Origin of the sequence: Paenibacillus sp. FSL L8-0494, from assembly GCF_038003695.1 — a bacterium.
GTDB lineage: Bacteria > Bacillota > Bacilli > Paenibacillales > Paenibacillaceae > Paenibacillus_AQ > Paenibacillus_AQ odorifer.
This window is the reverse complement of sequence record NZ_JBBOPQ010000001.1, coordinates 293,449-309,994: the sequence shown is the minus strand read 5'-3', so window position 1 is coordinate 309,994 and position 16,546 is coordinate 293,449. Positions and strand designations below refer to the sequence as shown.

The 16,546-nt window shown below is 47.0% G+C and carries 9 protein-coding genes and 1 pseudogene; 4 read left to right on the top strand and 6 right to left on the bottom strand.

What is annotated here, in order from left to right; all coding sequences use genetic code 11:
- Positions 1-77: 77 nt before the first annotated feature.
- Positions 78-1,520: a recombinase family protein gene (locus tag NYE35_RS01390; RefSeq protein WP_341119924.1), complete on the top strand. Its 1,443-nt coding sequence runs from the start codon at positions 78-80 to the stop codon at positions 1,518-1,520.
- Between the two features lie 16 nt (positions 1,521-1,536).
- Here the strand turns inward: NYE35_RS01390 and NYE35_RS01385 are convergent.
- The 3 genes and pseudogenes from NYE35_RS01385 to NYE35_RS01375 form a co-directional block, all read right to left on the bottom strand.
- Positions 1,537-3,207: pseudogene (locus NYE35_RS01385) on the bottom strand (Clp protease N-terminal domain-containing protein); the annotation flags it as partial.
- Between the two features lie 1,484 nt (positions 3,208-4,691).
- A complete protein-coding gene (locus NYE35_RS01380; protein ID WP_341119923.1) occupies positions 4,692-5,690 on the bottom strand; it encodes a J domain-containing protein in 999 nt (332 codons plus the stop codon).
- Between the two features lie 175 nt (positions 5,691-5,865).
- Positions 5,866-6,339, bottom strand: coding sequence for an Hsp20/alpha crystallin family protein (locus NYE35_RS01375; RefSeq protein WP_076101144.1), 474 nt, complete (start codon positions 6,337-6,339; stop codon positions 5,866-5,868).
- Positions 6,340-6,748: 409 nt separating this feature from the next.
- On the opposite strand from NYE35_RS01375, the gene NYE35_RS01370 reads away from it, so the two are divergent.
- On the top strand, positions 6,749-8,395 hold the full coding sequence (locus NYE35_RS01370) for an SWIM zinc finger family protein (protein WP_341119921.1): 1,647 nt from the start codon (positions 6,749-6,751) through the stop codon (positions 8,393-8,395).
- On the top strand, positions 8,392-11,412 hold the full coding sequence (locus NYE35_RS01365) for a DEAD/DEAH box helicase (RefSeq protein WP_341119920.1): 3,021 nt from the start codon (positions 8,392-8,394) through the stop codon (positions 11,410-11,412). The genes NYE35_RS01370 and NYE35_RS01365 overlap by 4 nt, the downstream gene beginning before the upstream one ends.
- A gap of 50 nt (positions 11,413-11,462) precedes the next feature.
- Here NYE35_RS01365 and NYE35_RS01360 read toward each other — a convergent pair whose 3' ends face one another.
- A complete protein-coding gene (locus tag NYE35_RS01360; RefSeq protein ID WP_094903761.1) occupies positions 11,463-12,263 on the bottom strand; it encodes a hypothetical protein in 801 nt (266 codons plus the stop codon).
- 526 nt (positions 12,264-12,789) lie between these two features.
- Here NYE35_RS01360 and hflX point away from each other — a divergent pair.
- Positions 12,790-14,055 carry a GTPase HflX gene (gene hflX, locus NYE35_RS01355; protein WP_341119918.1) on the top strand — a complete coding sequence of 422 codons (1,266 nt, stop codon included), beginning with the start codon at positions 12,790-12,792 and terminating at the stop codon, positions 14,053-14,055.
- A 156-nt stretch (positions 14,056-14,211) separates the two neighbouring features.
- On the opposite strand, the gene NYE35_RS01350 is transcribed toward hflX, so the two are convergent.
- On the bottom strand, positions 14,212-14,940 hold the full coding sequence (locus tag NYE35_RS01350; protein ID WP_036687267.1) for a hypothetical protein: 729 nt from the start codon (positions 14,938-14,940) through the stop codon (positions 14,212-14,214).
- An 84-nt stretch (positions 14,941-15,024) separates the two neighbouring features.
- Positions 15,025-16,278, bottom strand: coding sequence for a PucR family transcriptional regulator (locus tag NYE35_RS01345; protein WP_341119917.1), 1,254 nt, complete (start codon positions 16,276-16,278; stop codon positions 15,025-15,027).
- Between the last annotated feature and the right edge of the window lie 268 nt (positions 16,279-16,546).

The window sequence follows — 16,546 nt, the reverse complement described above, 5'->3', positions numbered from 1 at the left end:
ATTATTATGAAACCGTACCTAACTAGGTATGGTTTTTTTGTTATCACTCCCCTACAATACAGACAAGGAGTGATAACATGGTGGTCAAAGCAGACGGTACCCCGTTAAGTAAAACAAAAGTTGCAATATACACAAGGGTATCCACGGAGAAACAAAGTTCAGAAGGATACTCATTGGAAGCACAACATGACCAATTGATTGAATATGTTAATTCTAATAATATGCAGTTAATTAAATTGTATAGTGATCCTGGAGTGTCAGCAAAAAATCTCAAGAGACCCGGAGTACAAGAGTTAATTCGAGATTTAGAGTCAGGAATGTTTGATACCGTTATTATTCATAAACTAGACCGTCTGACACGTAACATATCAGACCTTTATGATCTTGTTGAATTAGTAAACGCCAAAAACGTTAAATTGATCAGCCTATCTGAGCAGATTGATACTTCAAACCCGATGGGCCGTATGTTCGTGTATTTGCTAGGCATATTCGCTCAGATGTTCCGCGAGAACTTGGGTGAAGAAGTAACAAAAGGTATGCGTAAACGTGCTGAGAAGGGGTTACACAACATCACAGTGGATCTATATGGATATCAGAGGCAGGATGATGGTAGATTGCTAATTAAAGAGGACGAAGCTAAGTGGGTTCGTTTTATCTTTGAGAGATATGCTGCCGGTGACGGTTCCACCATGATAGCAAAATACCTTAACGAACATGGCATACGCAGAAATAAAGGCTCACGTTGGGATCATAGCAAGGTTCTATTAACACTAGAAAATAAACATTATTGCGGAAAAGTGCACAATAAGTTCAAAAAAGACGACGATGCGATCGTAAGAGACGGTCAGCATGATCCTATTGTTTCCGAAGAGTTATTCGAACAGGCGCAAACGGTACTTAATCGCCGTCGAGAAGGAACAATCTCACAAAACACGCAAGAATATGTTTTCGGAGGGATTTTAAAGTGTGGGAAGTGTGGGTATTCTTACACGGGAGTAACGGATAATCGGACCGAGAATAAAAACCGACATTATGTATGCGGTAATAAATCCAGATTTGGTATGTGCGATCAAGGTGGGTTGTCAGAAAAAAAATTAACAGCACTCGTGTTTAAATCTACTTATATCATTAGTGATGAATACAATAGAAAGCACGTCCCTAAAAAAACAAAGAGTGAAGAAGAAGAAATCAGAAAGGCGATACGATCCAGTGAAGATCGCCGCGAAAGATGGCAGCTTGCTTATGGGGATGGAAACATGCCGTATGCTGATTTCAGCAAACGTATGCAGGAAGAAATGCTCAGGATTACCGAACTTGAAGCAAAGTTATCCACAATTCCTAAAGAGGTTGTTAGTCATTTAACACCTGAACGTGCGATCAAGACGATTAATGAGATTAAAGATAATTGGGAGTTATATTCACAACGTACACGGAAAGATATCATGCAGGCGTTATTCAAAAAGATTTCTATCATTAAAGAGGGGAGTAACTGGAGAATTTCGGAAATAATACTGGCATAAACAGTAGTTACGAGTTGACGGGCACGCCGGTCCAGCGGGAGACAATATCTGCGATTTCCTCTTCAGTAACAGCCTCACGTAGCAATCTTGTATCCTGATCCTGCTGTGCCGCTTCTTCCGCTGCTTTCAACTGACGCTCCAGATCAGGAATAATGCCGTAGCTCAGTTCGGCTGACTTATTAAGATCATATTCCTCCTGTGCATCGACCAGATCCTTACGTGCTTGCTCCAGCCGTTTTTTGAGGTCGCGAATCCCTTGGATGGCCGACTTCTCTTTCTCCCAGCGCGCCGTCATCCCTAGCTGCTTCTCCTTCAGGTCAGCGAGCTCGCGCTGCAATATTTCGAGTCGGCGTTTGCTGGCGTCATCAGTTTCTTTTTTAAGCGCCGCTTCTTCAATCTCCATCTGCATCAGGCGGCGGGTCACTTCATCCATCTCACCCGGCATGGAGTCTATCTCTGTGCGGATCATGGCGCAAGCCTCGTCCACTAGGTCAATCGCCTTATCCGGTAAAAATCGATCCGTAATATAACGATTGGACAATACCCCTGCGGCTACCAGGGCGCTGTCATGGATTTTGACCCCGTGGTGGACTTCAAACCGCTCCTTCAGACCACGCAAAATGGAGATCGTATCCTCTACATCGGGTTCGCTCACAAGCACTTGTTGGAAACGGCGCTCCAGCGCAGGGTCCTTCTCTATATATTTGCGATATTCATCGAGCGTTGTGGCACCGATACAGTGCAGCTCACCCCGGGCCAACATCGGCTTCAGCATATTGCCCGCATCCATCGAGCCTTCGGTTTTACCTGCGCCCACAATCGTATGCAGCTCATCAATAAAAAGAATAATGCGGCCGTTGCTTTCGCGAACCTCTCTCAATACCGCCTGCAGGCGTTCTTCGAATTCACCACGAAACTTCGCGCCTGCCACAAGTGAACTCATATCCAGTGAAAAAATCGTCTTATCCTTCAGACCCTCCGGTACGTCTTTGCGTACAATCCGGTGTGCCAAGCCTTCCACAATGGCTGTTTTCCCTACACCTGGTTCACCGATCAGCACAGGGTTATTTTTCGTTTTACGGGACAAAATCCGGATTACTCGGCGGATCTCGCCATCACGACCAATGACTGGATCAATCTTGCCCGCGCGAACCTCAGCTACAAGATCACGGCCGTATTTCTCCAGCACCTCATAAGTAGCTTCTGGCTCCCGGCTGGTTACCCGCTGATGTCCACGAATCTCAGCAAGCACCGACATCAGCTTCTCACGGGTCAGCCCACGGCGGACAAAAAGATCCCTTAGCTCACGATTCTCCCCGCTCGAATCTGACACCATGGCCAGCACAGCATGCTCCACAGAAACAAACTCATCCTGCATCTTCGCCGCTTCCTTCTCCGCCTGCTCCAGCAGATGAATCAGCGATTGCGAGGCGAAACGCCTTACCGTGCTTGCTCCTGACCCGCTGATGCTCGGCTTGCGTTGAAGCAATTCATCCGTGCTGCGCATCAGCTCAGTCACAGGGATATTCATCTTTTGCAGCAATCTTGGCAGCAATCCTTCTTGCTGCTGAAGCAATGCTTTTAACAGATGGAGATTATCGATCTCCTGATGACCGCTGTCTGATGCCAGCGACTGCGCTGCAGCTACTGCTTCCTGCAGCTTTTGAGTTAATTTATTGAAATCCATAGCTCTCTCACCTTTCTATTTAAGAGTGATTATATTAAATCGGCCTTTTTGGCCGGGGATAGGTTAATTTAGCGGGATTTATCCCGCTTATTTCGAGTAACTGGCTGGTTTACGCTCAATCAGCGGGATTTTTGCCGCTCTTTTCGAGTAACTGGCCGTTTTGTGCTCATTCTGCGGGATTTATACCGTTCTTTTCGAGTAACTGGCTGGTTTGTGCTCATTCTACGGGATTTTTGCCGCTCTTTTCGAGTAACTAGCTGGTTTGCTCTCATTCTGCGGGATTTTTACCGCTCTTTTCGAGTAACTAGCCGTTTTGTGCTCAATCTACGGGATTTTTGCCGCTCTTTTCGAGTAACTGGCCGTTTTGTGCTCATTCTGCGGGATTTATACCGTTCTTTTCGAGTAACTGGCTGGTTTGTGCTCATTCTACGGGATTTTTACCGCTCTTTTCGAGTAACTAGCTGGTTTGCTCTCAATCAGCGGGATTTTTACCGCTCTTTTCGAGTAACTAGCCGTTTTGCGCTCATTCTACGGGATTTTTACCGCTCTTTTCGAGTAACTAAACGCTTTGTGCTCATTCTGCGGGATTTATACCGTTCTTTTCGAGTAACTAGCTGGTTTGCTCTCATTCTGCGGGATTTTTGCCGTTCTTTTCGAGTAACTAGCCGATTTGCGCTCATTCTGCGGGATTTTTACCGTTCTTTTCGAGTAACTGGCTGGTTTGCTCTCATTCTACGGGATTTTTACCGCTCTTTTCGAGTAACTGGCTGGTTTGCTCTCATTCTACGGGATTTTTGCCGTTCTTTTCGAGTAACTGGCCGTTTTGTGCTCATTCTACGGGATTTTTACCGTTCTTTTCGAGTAACTGGCTGGTTTGCTCTCATTCTACGGGATTTTTGCCGTTCTTTTCGAGTAACTGGCTGGTTTGCTCTCATTCTGCGGGATTTTTGCCGCTCTTTTCGAGTAACTGGCTGGTTTGCTCTCATTCTGCGGGATTTTTACCGTTCTTTTCTTATAACTAGCTGGTTTGCTCTCATTCTACGGGATTTTTACCGTTCTTTTCGCACATCGAGCCCCATTCGACGCACTCAAAGGCACTTTTGCCTCTCTTTTCGCCCAACGAGCCCCATTCGTCACATTCTAAGGCACTTTTGACTTTCTTTTCGAACAACGAGCCTAATTCAGCGCTTTCTAAGGCACTTTTGCTTCTCTTTTCGCACATCGAGCCCCATTCGGCACTTTCTAAGGCACTTTTGCCTTTCTTTTCGACCATCGATCCCAGTTTGGTACTTTCGAAGGCACTTTCGAAGACACTTCTTTTCCCACCATAGTGCCGACTTTCACCGTTTGAGCGAAAAGTTCTTTTATAGTTAGTGGCTAAATAAGTTACTGTTCTGCAACTAGCATTCAATTCAGCCTTTCACCAATCAGAGTTGATCACAAACGAGTGAAATCACCTCACCTCTACCTCTTCTACCTATCTATTAATTACCCACTTTCGCCTTTTGCCGCTGGGTGCCAGTGTTTTGACGTTTAGCTCTGGCTTCGAAAGGGCTGGAGTCTGCCAGCTTTCGGTACAGATTTTTCTCCGCTTCGCTGGTGGGTTCAGGGATAACAATCTCAATACCAAATAAAATATCGCCGTTCGCACCATTCTCACGTTTTAAGCCCTTGCCGGGGATGCGTAGCGTTTTACCGCTCTGAATTCCTGCTGGAATCTTCAATTTCACGGCGCCGCCACCCGGTAATGGAACCTTCACTTCTCCGCCCAATACCGCTTGCCAAGGAGCAATTTCAACCATGCCATATAAGTCACCATCGCGAATCTCATAAATATCATGAGGAAGAATATGAAGTGCCAGCAGCACGTCGCCACCCGGAGTGTTTCCCGCGATTTTAATAATTGTACCCTCATAGGATCTAGGCGGAATGTTCACATCCACCGTTTTGTCGCTGACCTGTACTCTTACAGTGGCGCCCTTATAAGCCTGCTCCAAGGTAATATCCAGCTGCGCCTGCATAGTACTGCGGGCCTCGCCCCACGGATTGCCATTCGCACGCCCCGTTCCACTTCCCGAGAAAAAATCAAAGCCAGCCCGATCCGCCGAGCCCCGATTTCCAAAAAACATCCCGAATAAATCTTCCTCCGAAATACCAGAACCTCCCGTTGAATAAGTCCCACCGTTCCAGCTTCCATTTCCACCAAAGTTTGAATCCCAAGAAGAGGCTCCACTCGCCGCCCCTCCACTAGCTCTGCCACGTTGAGCTCCATAAAGCAGCTCTTCATCATAGAGTTTTCGTTTATCCTCATTACCAAGCACTTCATAGGCTTCAGCTGCTTCTTTGAATTTCGCCTCTGCCTCAGGGGCTTTGTTAACATCGGGATGCCACTTCTTGGCAAGCTTATGATAAGCCTTTTTAATTTCTTGTTTAGTAGCTTTTTTGCTCACGCCCAAAGCATCATAATAGCTTTTACTAGCCACTCGCGCTTCCTCCTTTCCATCCCTAATCTCATACCGACCACCATTGCACTCCGAGAAAAGACGCACCATAGCCGGAATCCTCCACTACAATGCGCCTTCTATTCATAACACTATATTAAAAGCTCGCTGCCATCTCTAAAAGGCTGAGCGGAAGTCCATTCCGCTTAATTTATGCTTATTCAGACTGCGAACCGGTAGAATTAGAATCTCCGTCTTGAATCTCGATGCGTTTACCTTGCATTTTTTGCCGTTTGGGAACTTCCAGCTTCAGCACTCCATCTTTCAAAGACGCGCGAATTTCTTCCTCTGCAATATCTTGAACATAGAATCTGCGCACATATTCACCATATCGGCGTTCTCTGCGTACAATCTGATGTTCATTGTTCTCCTCGGCATTTTCTTCCTTACGTACCGCTTTAATCGTCAAATAAGGACTGGCATAATCAATGTCGATTTCTTCTTTTTTCAAACCAGGAAGTTCAGCTTCAATCAGGTAAGCCTGCTCACTCTCATGAATATCTGTTCTGAAGGACATCGTGGAACTCTTAATCGGTGCAAAAAAATCATCATTAAAAACATCATTCAAAGACTTAGCCAGCATACCAAAAGCATCATCTCTACGTTTACCAAAAGGAACCATATCAAACATTATCCATTCTCCTCTCATTGACTTTGACTTTATTTGACCTATGACCTTATTATAGTCCCCTAACTGAGGAATAACAAAACCGATTTAAGCCGATTATCGCTCAAATTCAGGCGAATTAACTGATTTCACACGAGAAAATTAGTTCTTTTTATTTATTTGACCAATTTTGACCTTTGTTTGATCTTTCGTAAATGACACCTATATAATCATGACCCAACTTGCAGTACGATTATTATATGTTCAGTCCTTCCGTTCAATACAAGCCATTAGCTTCTAATCATCTCCACGCCAGCTTTTAAACGGAGTTTCCTTACGAGCTATCAAAATTTAACGATTTAAAGATGAAGCCTGCAGAAGTGATATAATGAAAGACAAATAAAGACCATTTTCGTTACAGGAGACCAATTGTATGCAACCAACCTATGCTATGGATGATACGCAGTGGAGTAAGCTCATCCAAAATGTCGCCTATTATTTCGATGATCTTACCCTCAAGCGAGGGTTCCAATATTATAAACAAAATCGAGTGCAGCCGTTTACCATGACGGAGCCTCGTAAGATTAACGCTCTAGTTGAAGGTAGAGAGGATTACCGCGTCACCATTGATCTTGACGGCTTCACCAATTGTCATTGTAATTGTCCAGTATCAGGTCATTGCAAACATATGGCTGCTGTGCTGCTGAATTATGCCGAACAACAGAATAGATCTGTACAGGTTCTGGCCAACGCTAAAGCTGCATCCTTTTTGCCCAAAATATCAAGCACAGCAACAAATGCCTCTATTGGAGCCGATGCAACTCGTCAGCAGCAAATGAGAGAGATGGCCAACCGCATTGCTGGCGGAAAAATCACGGAGTGGCGGGAGTATTTTGAATTCTGTGTCTCCCCTCTAGCCCATACCACCCGAAATCCTGAATATGTGAGTCGGGCCTTGTCTGCAATCAATAAATTCAAACCGAAAATGCTTCCGGAAACGGAGAAGCTGTTCACTCTGCATGCTCATCTTTTTCTGTTGGAAAAGCTTGCTAAGCCTTCTGCGCAATCCGTCGGTCAGGCCGCTTACGCCCCTTCTCTTGGTTATTACACACAGGTAGCGGTCTCAGAGCTACAGGAAGTAATCACAGGTCTTTTAAAAAAGACACTTCCGCTGTCCCCCGAGCAAGAGCAGGATCTATGGCCATACGTCATCGATACTTTATCTTATCTGCGGCGCGAGATGTTGACGGAGTCACGGGATCGCTCACGGGATCAACCCTCTTTTTCTCTTAGCTATGATCTGCTGTGGAGAAATTGGATTTATCCGAATATAGGTGGAACTAAGCTTTACCTGAATGAAATCGAACAGCTGCAGCAAGCAGAAGGTGAATTAGGTGCTTCCCTTTCACAACATGCGTGGCTGTTAGCTCAGAGCCGTATGTATTACTATCTGATGGATGACCAGAAGGCTTGGGACTTATTGAATAAAGCGGCCGAGCGCCCGGGTCTCCATCCCGATGAGCTCATGAGCTTCACCTTTCCGCTGCTGGCTGCAGGGGACTGGTCCCGTTTGGTGGGTTGGCTTGCTCAAATCGGTCCACTGCTGAGCAGCAGACTCTATAATCTCAATAGCTATTCAACCAGTTGGGAAGAAGCTGTTCGCCACCTGCCTGAAGCTGAGCCGCAAATGTGGGATACACTAGCCACCATGTTACCTATCTCTGGCGAAGTCTATGAAGAGAAGCTAATCACCTATGAGAAATGGCAGACCTGGATGGATTATCAGCTGTCCATCGGTAAACAGCCCTCCGAATTTCGTGTCAAAGACCTCCAACCGGTGGAAAAGAATGCGCCTGAGGTTCTGCTGCCCTTTTACCATCAGGCCGCCGAAAGATTTGTGCTGGATAAGAACAGACATAGCTACAAAGCGGCTGTGAAATTATTGAAACGATTATCCAAGCTGTATAAAAAGCTGAAACAAGAAGAACGCTGGGAAGAGTTCCTCACTGCCTTCGCCATTAGGCATAGCAGGCTCCGTGCGCTGCAAGAGGAGCTTCGGAAAGGAAAGCTAATACCATGAACATGCATTTACGCACGCTGACCATCCGGCTTGCATTAAGCCAGTATGGCGATGCTTTAATATTTGGAATGAATGAGCGCGAAGATCTCGTGCCGGGCTTGCAGCTTAAGCAGCGGCTTTTCGCCTGGCATGAAGCGTCTTTTTATGGTACGGAGTTAACCGTGCAGCCAGCTGGCGAAGGCGTGGAGCTAGTGATTCTTCCTGCTGAGCAGGTCATCCCCTTCTTTGCCGAGCAGAAGCTTCTGGCGCATATCGAATGGAGCTGGGAGGGCGATGCCGCCCAGCTCACAGAACTGGCGCCACTTTTGGCAATATGTCTGGAGCACAAACAGTATATTCCCGACATCTCAGCCTACCGCGCCGGGAGGCTGCAATGGACTTGGGACGAAGGGGCTCTTGCGCAGGTGGCAGTGGACAGTGACACTGCTAAGGGAGCCCTTGAGGCGCTAAATGGCGGCAGCGAATTTAGCCGCGGATTACGTGCGGCGTTCTCTGCCGCCGTATCGCAGCGCTATTACAGCACGGAGGCCGAGGCCGGCGACCTCCGCAGCGAATTCCCGCTTCTCTTCGATAGAAGCGGAGCACTTGCAGCGGGCATGGATACCGCCGCGTGGCTTATCGCCATTGGCTGGAAGGCGGACACCGCGCCTTTCCGGCCCGCGCTACAGCTACTGGAGCCCGATGAGGATGAATCCTATTGGCGGCTGCAGCTGATCCTTCAGGACAAGCGCGATGAATCCGCGCTTGTTCCCATCAGGCTCGCCGATAACGGCGAGCCGTACGGCTTGTGGCCGGCCGCGTGGTCGGCTCACGTGCATGAACGGGCCGCGGGATGGCTGGAGCGCCTCCGCGGCAGTCTGCCGCCCGAGCGCTTCGCGGCGGGCGGCGATGTGCTGGCCGAACCGCTCAGCGATGCCATCGCTTGGCGGTTCTTGACGGCCGAGAGCCAGCGGCTGCTGGAAGCAGGCTGGCAAGTGCTGCTGCCAGCGTGGTGGGAAGCCGCCAGCCGGAAAAAGCCGCGCCTGCGCGCAAAGATCAGCTCCGGCGAAGACAAACGCAGCGGCGGTGAGTCGCTGTTCGGTCTCGATTCGATCATCGATTTCGATTGGCGCATCTCCATCGGCGACGCGGATCTCACTGAAGCCGAATTTGCCGAGCTGGTCGCAAGAGGGGAGCGGCTCGTCCGCTTCAAGGGCAAATGGGTCTCACTCGATCCGGCTCTGCTGGCGCAGATCCAAAGAGCCATGGCGGGAATGGACAAGTCGCAAGGCTTGTCCTTCCAAGACGTGCTTCAGCTCCATTTGCTAGGAGCAGGTGAAGAGGCAGACGCTGAAGCTACGGAAGAGCAGCTGCAAGAGGATGCCGCGCGTCTGCGTCTGGAGGTAGAGCTGAACGAGCATTTGATCAGCCTTATCGGTCAGCTGGGCCAGCGCTCAGAATGGCCTAAGCCGCCCGTACCTGCAAGCCTTAAGGCGGAGCTGCGCACCTATCAGCATGAAGGATTCGCTTGGCTGACCTTTCTGCGCCGCTTTGGGCTGGGGGCCTGCCTAGCCGATGATATGGGACTAGGCAAAACAGTACAGCTCATCGCCTATCTGCTACACATCCAAGAGAACACGGATGCAAGCTCAGCCCGGCGGCAGACCGACCCACCAGGTTGGCCTTCATTGATCATCTGCCCGACCTCCGTGTTAGGCAATTGGCAGAAGGAGCTGCAACGCTTCGCGCCTTCGTTGAATGTTATGCTTCATTACGGAAGCCGCCGTCTGGACGCAGGATTTTTCTATGGCGCAGCTTCGCAAGCCGATGTGGTACTCACCTCTTATGCGACTGCCGCGCTTGACCAGGAGCTGCTGAAGGAATTCACTTGGGCGACGATCTGCCTGGATGAAGCTCAAAATATTAAAAATGCCCAAACCAAACAATCCGCTGCTGTACGTAGTTTTCCAGCACTACACCGGGTTGCCTTAACAGGGACGCCTATAGAGAACAGATTATCCGAGCTGTGGTCCATTTATGATTTTATAACCCCAGGTTATCTGGGCAGCGCCAAGTCTTTTAATGACCGATTCACGAATGCTATTGAGAAGGAACACGACGCGAAACGTACAGCGGACCTACAAAATCTAGTGAAACCTTTCATGCTGCGCCGCAAGAAAAAAGACCCTAATATACAGCTCGATATACCTGATAAAAACGAAATGAAAACCTATGTTCATCTGACTGCCGAGCAAGCAGCGCTTTACGATCAGACCGTAAATGGACTCTTGGAACGGATGAAGAAGCTGGAAGGCATTGAGCGCAAAGGGGCAATTCTTGGAGCTCTGACCGGGCTTAAGCAGCTATGCGATCACCCGATGCTTGTAACAAAAGAGGCTATCCCTGAACTGGATACGGACAACAAGCTGGATACCAGCTTTCTTATTAACCGTTCCTCCAAACTCGAAAGACTGCTGGATATGGTCAAGGAGCTGCGCGCGGAAGACGAGCGTTGCCTGATTTTTACTCAATATGTGGGTATGGGAAAAATGCTTCAGGCGGTTCTCCAGCAGGAGCTGAGCGAACCTGTCCTTTATTTGAACGGAAGCACCTCCAAACAGGCGCGCGACCGTATGATCGAGCGGTTTCAGACACCAGCCCCTTCTGCGGAAGATGGGTCTACACGTCCAGACGCACCGCCGTCTGATCAGCCGAATGTATTCATCCTTTCACTCAAAGCTGGGGGAGTTGGCCTGAACTTAACTGCAGCCAATCACGTATTCCACTTCGACCGCTGGTGGAATCCAGCGGTGGAGAATCAAGCAACTGACCGCGCTTACCGCATGGGCCAGACTCGTGATGTGCAGGTGCATAAATTCATCGCCCTGGGCACACTCGAAGAACGGATTGATGAGATGCTGGAGAATAAACAGCAGCTCAGCGATAATGTGATCTCCAGCTCGGAAGGCTGGATTACCGAGCTGTCCACTGAGGCTCTGAAAGATCTCTTTACCTTGCGTAGAGACTTAAATGACTAGCAAAAAGGAACATTCGCGTAAATGCGAATGTTCCTTTTTCACAAGAATAATTACCATTGCTCGGACATTTTAAAGGTGACTGCGAGATCGTCGCCGCCCGAGAGGGAGTTTACCACCAATGTGACCGGTTCATCATGGAACTCGTATGAGAGTCGCTCATTAAGCAAATTGACCGCCAGATTCGCATACGCACCAGAAATCCCTGATCCTGTACCTTGCATAATAACTTTTCCACCCGTGACCGTAGTGCAGGTGTAGTTCACCAGCAGTGCCGTTTCCGTGACAGGAATAGCCGTAGTCGGTGTAGGATAATTCTCGAAGGTCCCATCAAGGGTCCCGCCTGCAACGACCATATAACGCACAGGTCTTTTGGACATAACATCTAAAGCTGCCGGTCGAATCTCAGCCGCAAGACCTTGTGGAATAGCAAAGCCAGGACGTCTCATAAAGCTGATCGCTGCGAAGTCAGTCGATGTAACGGTCACGTTATCACGTATTTCCGAGGTTATTCGGCTCACTTGAAACACTTCAAGATCAACGGCCGTCCATACACCGTCCACATCAACAAGGAAAACCTGAATCTTCATCTGCTCCTGCGAATATACAAAATTAAATTGGAATAAATCCTCTACCATGACATAGGTCTTGCTTAAGGTCTCCTGATATTGCAGCTCAAATAACTCTTCAACAAAAATGGCCTGGGGACTGACACTATTGGATAAGCCCGTAATATAACAAAACGCGCCAGCCGATCCATTGTTAACAACTTTGATCACTACTTGATCTATTGGCCGAGTACCGTCGACAGGTAAATTAATAATGGTGTTTGTGGACAGAACAGGCAATGTCATCACACCTCCTATATATCAATTCATATATGATATGTAAACATTGTTTAGAATTATTGGATGTAATTAAAATACAAGAGATGTTCCAGAGCCTAAATAGAGATTTGCCACTAAATAACGAATGTGGTAAACTCGACTTAACTTTTTATGAACGGAGGGTTACGTGTGATAGACTTTATCCGAGTTAGAACTTTGCGCGGCTAATTGAATAGCGCTAAAGCTCTGCCCATGTGCAGAGGACTCAGGATTGGTCTACCCATTTTTAAAGGTAACCCGATAATTTAACAACAGCGTGTAGGGAGGATTCTCTTCACCTCCATTCCTTTAAGAATTGAACATCCATAGAAGCCGATTAGCCAACTGCTGCTCGCAAGGGATCAAAGTGCCTCTTCCCTGCGACTGGACTGTTGTTTAATTCATTCTACCTATGGAGGCCCTAACTCTGACGTCCTCTAACGAACCGTAAGCACAGGCAGATTGCCTGTGTTTTTTTGCGTTTATTATTTACTATTGGAGGATGAATAAATATATGGAACAAATACGAGAAAAAGCAATTATAGTCGGTGTCCAGCTTCAGAACGAAACGAATTTCGCCTATTCGATGGAAGAGCTGAGCAATCTGGCAGCTGCCTGTAACCTTGAAGTCGTAGCAGAGCTTAGTCAAAAGGCAAGTCGAATTAACCCCTCCCATTATATCGGGACAGGTAAAATCGAGGAATTATCGGCACTTTTAGAAGCACACGATGCTCCTATTGTTATTTTTAACGACGAACTGTCACCTTCACAGATCCGCAATTTGGAGTCCGCACTGGACCGTCAGGTCATTGACCGGACCATTCTGATCTTGAATATTTTTGCGGAAAGAGCGAAGACCAAGGAAGCACAGTTGCAAGTTGAAGTAGCCAAGCTGCAATATATGCTGCCGCGCCTGACAGGTCTTCGTGAGTCGCTGGGCAGACAAGGTGGCGGAGCTGGACTTAAAAACAGAGGTGCGGGTGAAACCAAGCTAGAGCTGGACCGCAGAAGAATTGAAGAGCGGATCACTGCTTTACAGGTTGAACTGCAGCAACAAGTAGCAAGACGTCAAATCCAGCGGAAACAACGGCATAAAAATGAAGTTCCCGTCGTCTGCCTTGTAGGCTATACGAACACCGGAAAGTCCAGCTTAATGAATGTCATGGTAGAGACTTACCATCCAGGTTCCAATAAACAAGTATTCGCCAAGGATATGCTGTTCGCTACACTAGAGACATCGGTTCGCAGCATTGAGCTGCCTGATCACAAAACCTTTTTATTAACAGATACTGTCGGATTCGTCAGCCAGCTTCCCCATCATCTGGTCAAAGCGTTCCGCTCCACTCTTGAAGAGGTTACCGAAGCGGACTTATTGATTCACGTAGTCGATATTTCCGATCCGCAGCATCAACAGCATATGGCGGTTACGGATGAGACGCTTAAAGCACTCGGCGCTGACCAGATTCCAACGATCTATGCCTATAATAAGGCTGATCTGACTGATTTGCCTTACCCGCAAATTGAAGGTGACAATGTCTACCTTTCCGCCAAGCAAAATAGTGGAATGGCTGAACTTACCGCTCTGATCCGCAGCCATGTTTTTACGGACTATGTCCAGTGCGAGATTCTGGTTCCATTTGATCGGGGTAATGTAGTCTCTTATTTCAATGAACATGCCCATGTTCAATCTACTAGCTATGAAGAAACAGGCACACGCCTTGAGCTGGAATGCAGAAAATCTGATTTCGAGAAATTCCGCAACGATTTTATTGAGCTATAACAAATTAGAAACGACGTGGTAGTCCTTAATTAAAAAAGAGGGATAGAGTTTTCAGAGTTATCTGAAGCTCTATCCCTTTCTTTTGTGAATAAAAAAATGAACAATACAAAAGTGCCCTCTCTTTGCATTGCTCAGTAAGTATACAATAGGCAGACGCTAGATCTTATAAATATAGTTTCTAGACCCTATTCTTGAACATACAGTGTATCGGAAGCTTCTATTGTTGGCTGCCGGTAAAACCGTTCCTGCAGATAACCGCTGTAAGTAATTAAAGTCTGGATGCACCGATTCATCCGTTAAATAGGCCGAGATATCACTCCCATATACTCTTTCCTGATTCAGAGAGTCTATGATGATCTCTCCAGTAGTAATCCCTATGCCATGGCCGTAGAACAGATCATTTTCAAGCTTAATTGCATTCTCGCCCTGCCATTCTGGCTTGCTCGGAGCATGATCGGGATTCTTGAAATATACAACGTCTCCCCGCTGCGTGTGGTCCTTGTTGTAGTTTGTGATTAAGCGTAAATTCTCATCATAATTCCAGTCCCATAAGAACAAGTCCTTAAAATACTTATTAAAGGCTCCTTCACCTATAGCTTCAATTGTCGCCCTATACAAAACAATAACCATGGCTGTCGCGCATTCGAAGGCATATAAATGTCCATTCCGAAAAATATCTTTAATCCCCACTGTGGGTTCCACGCCAGCGTTCAGCTGAAGTCCACCAATCTCTGTACGTGTCCAAAACAGCGGATTACAGCGGGAATCATCAAATGTTGCAAAATCCACTCCACTTTCATTTAAAGCTTCAGCCGATTCCACGATGCTTTCTCTCATTTTGCGCTCAAAGTCAAGGGCATCGGGTGAACGAACTTCCTTCACCATGCTTAGTCCCTCCAATGCTATAGGTTCTAAATATAGGTTATTGTACGTGTTCGTCACCGGGTTGGTGCTTAAATCTCATGATTCTCAGGCATCGGCAAACCACTGGTTAAGCTGCCGTGTCTCTTCCGTCAAAATATCGAGGAAAATAGAAGTGCGATAACCCGTATCCTTCAAGCTTTTGCCTGTAATCTCTGCGATTCGGTTTAATCTATAAAGCAATGTATTAGTGTGTATATGTAAAAAAGCCGCGGATTCCTTTAAATTGCCGCTTAATGATAAATAGACAGCGATGGTTTTGAGAAAATCACTTTTATGCTCGCGATCATGTTCTTTTAGCGGATATAGTAACGGGCTTTTACGAATTCGACTGCGCTTTTGCTCCATAATAGCCGGTATATATGCCCAAAATCCAATCTCCTCGTACAATAGCAGCTCCCGCCCATGAAAAGGCAGCAGCTTTTTGATCTCCACAATGGATACCGCTTCCCAATAGGCAATAGCCGCGGACATATATTCGGTGTAATCGAGACTACAGCCAGCAGCCAGTGTGCAGCCTTCACTCTTATACATATCCTCCATTGTTTTATGCAGGAATAAAGATAATCCACCCGCCCCTTCGATCACAAAGCTGAAAGAAAACAAAATAATCAGCCGATTATGCTCAGCCGTCAGAAATAATAATTGCAGGCCGGAATAAGAAGCCATAACCTGCCGAAACCGGAGTATTAAATGATCATCGATTACCTTGTCACTCTCAAACACGCTAATATAATATTTTTCCGGCAAAAGAATGGACCAAAATTCCGCATCCTTTTTAATATTTGCTTCGTTGTCGTAGTGGGAGGTAATCAGCTTCCAGAAAAAATCCTCATGCGTTTTATCCTGCTTCGTTTTCCAGCCTCGCTGCTTAAGTAAATAACGACCTACGATACCTGCCGCCTTCTCAACGATATTTTCGGCATGCCCTTCTACCAGGTTGCCTGTATCTACTACCCATATGTACCCGAGAATTTCCTTCTGATGTTTAATACAAATGGCCAGCCGGGGACCAAGTCCCACCTCCAGCACCGCAGGAATTCGAATGGGATGTGCCGCGCTCTCCAGCTGCTGCATAATCCCTTTTTTGCGCAAGCCAATAATCACAGCGTTAGGTACACGCTTCCCGATAATCGTTGAAATCCGCGCGGAGTCACTCTCAAATTCATGCGAGCTGTAGCCAATCACATGATGATTGCTGTCCTCGATGGTAACTTGAGACTGTAGCGATTCACTTATCGTATCCGCCAATGATTCCATACTGTCGAAAAAACGATCAAATAATGGATCTTTATCTGTCACTAGCTTCACTCCCACCTGAAGAATAACCAAATCCTGTACTCTAGAGTGATTTCATTATAGTATGCATCCCCCTAACTGACTATAAGATAAATAGCTGGTTTAGGTGAGGGACGAGATCGGCTAGTTGAGGAAGGTGTTTGGGACGGGGATGTTTGGTGGGGGTTTTGTTGGGGGTGGTGTGGGAAGTTTTGTGGGGAGTTTTGTCGGGGTGTTTGGGAAGGTTTAATAGTTGTTGGTGTTTACCGAATGTTATAAGTGGTTTTTAGGG